The sequence below is a fragment of the Myxococcus dinghuensis genome (assembly GCF_024198235.1).
Lineage (GTDB): Bacteria > Myxococcota > Myxococcia > Myxococcales > Myxococcaceae > Myxococcus > Myxococcus dinghuensis.
The window spans coordinates 86,490-94,373 of record NZ_JAKCFB010000034.1; the positions used below are offsets into that span (position 1 = coordinate 86,490).

5 protein-coding genes are annotated in these 7,884 nt (G+C 70.9%); all 5 read right to left on the reverse strand.

The features are described 5' to 3' along the window. Positions 1-13 precede the first annotated feature (13 nt). Positions 14-1,933, reverse strand: coding sequence for a tetratricopeptide repeat protein (locus LZ198_RS32540; protein ID WP_323383137.1), 1,920 nt, complete (start codon positions 1,931-1,933; stop codon positions 14-16). After that, positions 1,933-2,571, reverse strand: coding sequence for a hypothetical protein (locus LZ198_RS32545; protein ID WP_253976021.1), 639 nt, complete (start codon positions 2,569-2,571; stop codon positions 1,933-1,935). The genes LZ198_RS32540 and LZ198_RS32545 overlap by 1 nt, the downstream gene beginning before the upstream one ends. Further along, a complete protein-coding gene (locus LZ198_RS32550; protein WP_253976022.1) occupies positions 2,568-3,071 on the reverse strand; it encodes a hypothetical protein in 504 nt (167 codons plus the stop codon). Before LZ198_RS32550 ends, LZ198_RS32545 begins: the two co-directional genes overlap by 4 nt. Beyond that, the gene (locus tag LZ198_RS32555; RefSeq protein WP_253976023.1) at positions 3,068-6,340 is read right to left on the reverse strand and encodes a tetratricopeptide repeat protein; all 3,273 of its coding nucleotides are present in this window, start codon (positions 6,338-6,340) and stop codon (positions 3,068-3,070) included. The genes LZ198_RS32550 and LZ198_RS32555 overlap by 4 nt, the downstream gene beginning before the upstream one ends. After that, a partial coding sequence (locus LZ198_RS32560; RefSeq protein ID WP_253976024.1) for a hypothetical protein occupies positions 6,337-7,884 on the reverse strand: 1,548 nt, incomplete at its 5' end. The genes LZ198_RS32560 and LZ198_RS32555, both read right to left, overlap by 4 nt.

A 7,884-nucleotide genomic window follows, 5' to 3' on the forward strand; every position in this document is an offset into this window, starting at 1 on the left:
CGAAGCCCGGGGACTACGGCGCCTTGGCGGAGGCGCCCAGGCGCTTGAGCGCCGCCTTCGCGTCCGGGTGGTCCGGCTGCAGCTTCACCGCCGTCTCGTAGGCCTGCTTCGCCTCGTCGACGCGGTTGGTGGCCTCCAGCAGCTGGCCCAGCGCGTTGTGCGGCTCACCGAAGGTCGGGTCCACCTGGATGGCGCCACGGAAGGACTTCTCCGCGTCCTTCGTGTTGCCCTGCCGGTACAGCGTGTGCCCCAGGTAGAGCAGGGCGAACGCGTTGCGCGGCTCCACGGCGAGCACGTCGTTGAGCGTCTTGCGCGCCTTGGGCAGGTCGCCGCCACGCATGTAGATGAAGCCCAGCTCCGCGCGGGCCTCCAACTGCGCCGGGTCCTTCTCCACCACGGCCTCCAGCTCCGGCAGCGCCAGGTCCGGCCGCTCGCGCCGCGAGTGGACGATGCCCAGCCGCGCCAGCGCCGCCGTGTCCGGCTCCTCGCCTGACTTCGCCGCCAGCAGCGTCTCCGCGTCCACGTAGGCGCCCATGGCCAGCAGCAGGTCCGCGAGGGCCAGCTTCGCCGCGCGGTTGTTCGGGTCCTCCTTCAGCAGCGCCTCGTACATGGGCCGCGCCTTCGCGCTCACGCGCTTCTTCGCGTACGTGTCCGCCAGGGCCAGCCGGGCCTCGGGCGTGGGCGTCAGGCCCACCGCCTCCTCGTACTGGGCGATGGCGCCGTCCAGGTCTCCCTTGGCCCGGAGCGCCTCGGCGTAGCCCAGGCGCGCGGCGGCGTCCTTGGGGAACGCCTCCACGGCCGTCTTCAGCGTGGCCACGGCCTCGTCCGCCTTGCCCAGCGACAGGTAGGCGCGGGCGAGCCCCTGGTAGGCCTCCGTCGTCTTCCGCCCGTCCTCGGTGCTCTTCTCGATGGCCTTCTTGAAGGCCTCCACCGCCTGCTTCTTCTTGCCCTGCTCCAGGTACAGGTGGCCCAGCTGGGTGTACGGCCCGCTGGCGCGGCGCGGCTCCAGCACCAGCGCCTTCTCGAAGGACTTGGTGGCGCGCACGTTGTCGCCCAGCTGGAAGTACGCCAGGCCCAGGTTGAAGTGCGCCTCCGCGTACTTGGGGTCCGCGGCGATGGCCTTGAGGAACGCCTCCGTCGCCTTGCGCGGGTCGCCCTTCTCGTTGAGGGCCACGCCCAGGTTGTTGTGGGCGCGCGCGTGCTTGGGCTCCGCGGCGATGGCGCGCTGGTACTCCGCGATGGCGCCGTCCAGGTCGTTCTCCCGCATCAGCAGGACGCCCAGGTTGTAGTGCGCCTCCACGTCACCCAGCTTCTCGCGGGTGGCCTCGCGCAGCATCTCCTTGGCCTCGCCGTTGAGGCCCTTCTCCGCCAGCGCCTTGCCCAGGTTGATGCGCGCGACGTTGAGCTTGCCGTCGAGCTTGAGCGCCTCGCGGTAGGCCTCGATGGCGTCGTCCGTCTTGCCCGCGCGCTGGAGCGCCTCTCCCAGGTTGAAGCGCAGCTCCGCGTCCTGCGGCGACAGCTCCGCCGCCACCGAGTACTGGCTGATGGCGACGTCCGTCTCCTCCAGCACCCGCGCCAGCAGGCCCCGCTCGGAGCGCAGCGACGCGTCCTCGGGGAACGCGGCGATGGACTGGTCCAGCAGCGTGCGGGCCTTCTCCGCGTCGCCCGACAGGCGCAGCGCGCGCGCCAGCGCCAGCCGCGAGGGGACCAGCCCCGGCTCCAGCTCCACCAGCTTCGTCAGGGGCTCCACGGCCTTCTTCGGCTTGTTCAGCGCGAGGAAGGCCGTGCCCAGGCGGTAGAGCGCGTCGGCGTCGTCCGGGGAGGCGCGCAGGCGGGCCGCCTCCACCGCCGCGGTGCGCTCGAGCGCCGCCGCGTCCGGCTCGGCGGTCTGCGCGGTGAGGAGCTGGAGTACCAGGACGCCGGTCTTCGTCATCATAGGTTCTCCACGTACGGGCTGGCGCGAGCGTCGAACGTCTTCTTGGCGAGAGCGCTCTTCTTGGCCTCCCAGGCCTCACGGGTGGCCTTCTCTTCCTTCTCTTCCTCGGCCAGGTCCGCCCGCTCCTCCTTCACCTCCGCCTCGCACTCGGTGACCTGGGCCTCGAACTCCTTGGGGTCCAGCTTCTCGCTGCCCTCGACCTTCGCCTTGCGCGCCGCCGTCAGCCGGGCGAGCTCGAACTTCGCGAAGGCGCAGCGCAGCGACAGCTCCGCCACGTCGCGCAGGCCCACCGTCAGCCGCTGCTTGGCGCGCAGGTAGTCGACGCGCGCCTTGGCCTCCTCGATGGCCAGCTTCGCCACCTCGCGCGACACCTCGTCGGTGGCCCGGTCCACCTCGTCCTCCGCGGCCTCCTGGCGGGAGCGGGCGCGGCGGATGTTGTCGCGGGCGCGGTCGATTTCGTTGCGGCTCTCGTCGACCTTGTCGACGGCGAGCGCCAGGTCGTTCTCCGCCTCCAGCAGCTCGATGCGGACTTCGAACGGGAGCTTCTTCTCCAGGGAGCCCGGCACCTTCATGCCGTAGCGCGGGCCACAGCCGGCCAGGAGGGAGAAGAGGGTGAACAGGACGAATCGCTTCATGGAACGGTCGCCTCGAAGCTGCCGAAGATGGTGCGGCCGGAATAGATGTGGGTGCCGTTGGCGAAGGTGACGTGGAACTCGCCGTCGACCTTCTGCCCCTGCTGCAGGGGGAGCTGCTGGACGATGAGCGCGCCCACCTGCAGCGGCGGGAAGGTGCGCTCGGGTTCGTCCAGCACGGTGCGACCGATGGCGCCACGCTGCGCGCCGTTGGACAGCACCTCCGCCAGGTTGATGTTCAACCCGCCGGTGTAGCCCTCCGGAATCATGTCGCCCACCTGGGCGCTGACCTTCAACACCGTGTTGGCCCCCGCCCCCTGCGGGACGAGGAAGTTGATGGACAGCTCACCCTCGGCGAGCAGCGCCTCGACGCGCTGGTACTTCAGGTCGAGCAGCGTCGACACGCTGCCCTCCAGCTCCCCGTCCTTCGCGCCACAGGCGCAGAGCACGGGGAGCAGGGCGGTCCAGAGCAGCCACCGGTGGTGGGTGGGACGCGGGCTCACTTGCACGCCTTCCACCCCGCCGTGTCCACGTCCGGCCCGGTGAGGGACCCGACGTCCTTGAGCACGGCGAGCTCGCGCCGGGCCCCGTCCACGTCGCCGAAGCGGCAGCGCAGCGCGGCCAGGTTGAGGCGGGCCTTGTCGTAGGTGGGGTCGGAGTCCATGGCCTTGGCGTAGGCGGCGCGCGCGCCCATGGCGTCACCCATGTTGAGCAGCGCCCAGCCCAGCGCGGAGTGCGCCGACGCCTTGGTGTCCTGCAGCTCCGTCACCCGGCCGAACGTCAACTGCGCGATGCCGTACTGGCGCGCGTCCAGGTAGGCCATGCCCAGCGTCTCCAGGGACTCGATGCTGAGCGTGCGCTCGGCCTTCTTGCGCAGCTCGTCCAGCGCGGCCGGCTGCATGGGCGCGCCCGGCTGCGGCACCGGCAGCGCGGCCTGCTCGGAGCGGGCGCGGCAGCCCACCACCGCGGCGTTGAACACCTCCAGCGACTCCGCGCGGGACAGACACGCCTTGAAGGCCTCCTCGGAGCGGGCCTTGAGCGGGCCCACCTGCTCCTTCACGGCCGCCTGGAACTGCTGCGTCTCCGCGCCGGACAGGCCCGCGGGCACCGGCGTCGCCTCCACCACGTCCGCGATGTGGCCGTATGCCAGCGCCAGCCGCCACAGCGAGGCCACCGCCCACTCGGGGTAGCCCAGCGACGCGGCCTGCGTGTAGATGCCCTCCAGGCTCTGCAGCGCGGCGACCTTCTCCTCCACCTTGTCCGCCGGCAGGTCCTTGTAGCCCCGGTAGAGGATCTCCCCGAGGTACCACAGGCCCTTGGCCGCCTCCTCCGTCTGGCCGTTGGGGCCCTGCACCGCGGTGGTGAGCGTGGACACGAGCGCGTCCGCGTTGGACGTGGGCGCCGTGGTGGCCTGCACCTCGGCGAGCACCGCCGCCGCGCCCGCGTTGCGCGGGTCGAGCTTCAGCGCGGCGTCCGCCGCCAGCTTCGCGCGCGGGTAGTCCTTCGCCTTCAGCCGCGCCTCGGCCAGGAGCACCAGCACCTCCGCCTTGCGCGCGCCGGCGACCTCGGACGCCGTCTCCAGGTTGCGCGCGGCCTCCTTGTACTCGCCCAGCGCCATGCGCAGCCGGGCGCCGGCCAGCCACCCGTCCACGCCGGCGATGTCGCCGCCCAGCTTCTGGCCCACCTGCTCGAACCAGGTGGCCGCCTCGCCGAACGCCGCGGCCTCCGCCGCGTGCCGGCCCAGCGACAGGAGCACGTCCGACAGGTACTGGCTCTTGGGGTAGTCCTGCACCAGCTTGCCGCCCAGGTCGCGCTCGGCCTGCAGGTCGCGCTTCTCGCGCGCGGCGGCGAAGGCCCCGTAGAGCGCCTTCTCGCCGATGTCCGTGTTCTTGTTCTCGTCCGCGACCTTCACGAGGCCCTGGATGACGTCGCCCGTCTCCTGGGCGCTCTGCAGCGCCAGCTCGTCCAGCGCCTCCGCGCGGCTCTCCGTGAGGATCTTCTGCACGTCCGCGCGGAAGTTGGCCGGCAGCGGCGCGCCGAGGAACTTCTTGCCCGTCTCGTCCAGGCCCTTGAAGTCGTTCACCTGCCGGAGGCTGTCGAGCGCCAGGTTGCCGGCGACGGTGGCCTCCTTGTGCTGCGGGTGGGTGAGGGCGAAGGCGGTGAACAGCTCCGCCGCCTTGGGGTACTCACCGTCCTCGTAGTAGGCGCGCGCGATGTTGAACTTCACGTCCAGCGCGTTGGGGCTCTTGGGGTAGCGCGACACGTACTCCGCGCCCAGCAGCTTCATGGCCTGGCGCGCGTCCGCCACCTCGAAGGCGTTGCGCTTGAGCGCCTCCTCCTGCTTGAGGGTGGTGAAGTGCGCCAGGAGCGCCGCGTAGATGGCGTCCTCCTCGCCCTTGGCGTTCTTGGCCTTGGCCTCGTAGCGGGCCAGCTCCTCGAACTGGCGCGCCGCCTCCGGGAACTCCTTGCCGGAGTACAGCGCGTCCGCGCGGTTCTTCATCATCGTCCGCACGTACTGCTCCGGGCGGAAGAGGCTCAGGTACGCCTCGTACGCCTCCGCGGTGCGCAGGTAGAGGTCCCGCTCGTCCTTCTTCTGCGCCGCCAGGTGCAGCTGGGTGGCCAGGTCGCGGCCCATCTCCTCCAGCTCCGCCAGCTGCTTCTTGCGGTCGGCCTCCACCAGCTCCGGGTCCGTCTTGCTCTGCACCGCGGCGCGCACCAGCACGCGCAGGTCCTCGGGGTCCGGGAGCACCTTGCCCTTGGACGCCTTGAGCGCGTCGTAGAGCTTCTGGCTGCGCTCCAGGTCCATCTCCGGGTCGTGCTGGATCTCCATCAGCTTGCGCAGCGCGGGGATGGCCCACTCGTACTGCTGCTTGATGAAGTAGCGGTTGCCCAGCTTGTCCAGCGCGAGCGAGTACGTGGCCCGGCTGTCGCTGAGCTTCTCGAAGTAGTTGAGCGCGCCCTTGGCGGGGCGGGCCTCCGTGTAGCTGTAGACCAGGTCCAGCAGCGCCTCGCGCTTGACGTTGAGCGCCTTCTTCACGTCCACGCCCGGCAGGGGCGCGCTGGCCGCGGCGGCCTCGAAGAAGGTGACGGCCTCCGCGTGCTTGGCCTGGTTCACGCGAATCCAGCCCATCTTGTAGCGGGCCAGGTCGTGCACGGGGGACGGCGGCGCCTCGAGGATGGCCTGGTAGTGCTTCTCCGCCTCGACCAGGTCCGCCTTGTCGAAGAAGTGGTCGCCGAGGATCTGCTCCGCCTCCAGCCGCAGCGGGCTGTGCGCGTACTTGCGCGTCAGGTCGCCGAGCGTCTTGAGCATCTCGTCGAACTGGCCCAGCTCGCGCTGCTCGTGCGCCAGGTAGAACGTCACCTGGTCGCTGTCCTTGAAGTCCGGGAACTCACGCAGCAGGCGGTAGTAGAGCTGCACCGCCTTCTGCTTCATGAGCCGCGTCTCCGGGGAGACGATGGCGCCGGTGGCGCCCTCCGGCCGCGACTCGGCCTGGAGGTAGTACACGTAGCGGCTCTTCTCGACGAAGAGCTCGGCCAGCCGGAACTGCAGGTCCGGCAGATATGGCGCGTTGCGGCTCTTGGAGATGAGCTTCTCCGTCTCGCCGATGGCGCGGTCCACCTTGAAGATGTCGCGCTTGAGCTTGGTGATGAGCTCCTCGCGCTCCTTGGCCTTGGAGACGATGGGGTTGAGGCCCGGGCCAGCGCGGCCCGCTCCTCCGGGAGCAGCCGCCAGCAGGGCGGCGGTGATCAGGCCGGTCAGGTGGCCGGTCATGGCGTTTCCTCGATGCAGCGGCTCTCGATGCGGACGCGGTACGACTTGAGCTCGTCGTTCCAGTATTCGTTGTCGAAGCGGAAGGCGACGCTGGTGGGCGACATGAGCTGCTCGTCCTCCGGAGCCACCACCTTCGCGCCCTTCTTCACGCGCTCGTACAGCTTCAGGCCCACCTCGTACTCCATCAGGCGGACCTGCTCGGCGGCGCGCAGGAGCGTGTCGGCCTCCTGCCGCACCGCCTCCGCCAGCCGGGCGTCGTACACGCGCACGGCCTCCGCGCGGGACAGGTCATAGAGCTTGGTCAGGTGGGTGAAGAGCCGGTCGCCGAAGCTGCCGGCGTAGCGGCCCAGCCGCTCGCCCTCCAGGTCCAGCGTCTCCACGAAGCGCGCGGCGCGCTGGGTGCCGCCGTGCGAGTTGGCGGCGCGGCGCAGGCGCATGTCCTGGGTCAGGTCGTCGCGGTTGCGCACGGCCTCCAGCGAGTCCGCGAACCGGCGCGTCAGCTCCTTCGCCGCGCGCTTGGCGGGCAGGTAGTGGCACAGGTCGCGGTAGATGAGGGCGCGCAGGAGGTACTTGTCCGGCAGGAACTCGTCGCGGAAGGACGGCGCGTCCAGCGTGGTGAGGATGCCCAGCGACGCGCGCAGCTCGCCCAGCTTGTAGCGCGTCCACGCCTCCTCCAGGTAGAGGCTGGCGCGGCCCGGGTCCAGCTCCGGCAGCTTCACCAGTGAGTACGCCTCCAGCGCGCCGGTGAAGTCCGTGCGCTCGTAGCGCAGGCGCGCCACCGCGAGCGCGGACTCGTTGCGCGCCTCGCGGGTGAGCTTCTCGTCCTTCGTCAGGGAGAGGAAGTCGCTGATGAGGTCGTCGGTGGGCTCCTTCACCTGCTTGAGCCGCGTGACGAGCAGCGCGAACTTCGCGTGGCTGGCCTCCGCGCTCGTCTCGGAGAGCTTGGCGAAGTGCGTGTTGGCCCAGCGCTCGTTGCCCACGCGCAGGTCCACCAGGCCCTGCTGGTAGTGGGCATAGGCGCCGGTGTCCTCCGGCAGGAAGCCCAGGTCCAGCGCGCCGAAGACCTGCTCGTCGACCATCACCTCGTCGTGAGGGCGGTCCGTGAGCTGCTTGAGCGCGTCCAGCGCCTTGGGGATGACGTTGGGGTTGGAGCGCTCGCGGGCGATGCGCGCCAGGTAGGACGCGCCCGCGTGCGTCAGGCCCAGGTCGATGAGGCTCTTGGCCAGGAAGTACTGGCCCCAGGCGTAGTTGTCGTCCGTCTTGGCGGCGGACTCGAGCCACGCGAAGAGGGGACCGGCGGCCTTGCGCGGGTTGCCGTCGAAGTAGTTCTTGAGCGCCTCGTCGAAGACGCCGGGCTCCACCTTCTTCGGCGCGGAGGGAGGCGGCGCCTCGGCCTTCTCCGGCTTCTTCTCCGCGGACGCGGCGGCGGGCTCGCCCGGGGCGGACGCGGCGGCCTCCGGCGTCCCGGACCTGCCCGGGGCGGGCGTGGTGGGCGCGGGCGCGGCGGCCGCCGGAGCGGGCTGGGTCGTCTTGCCGGCCGGGGC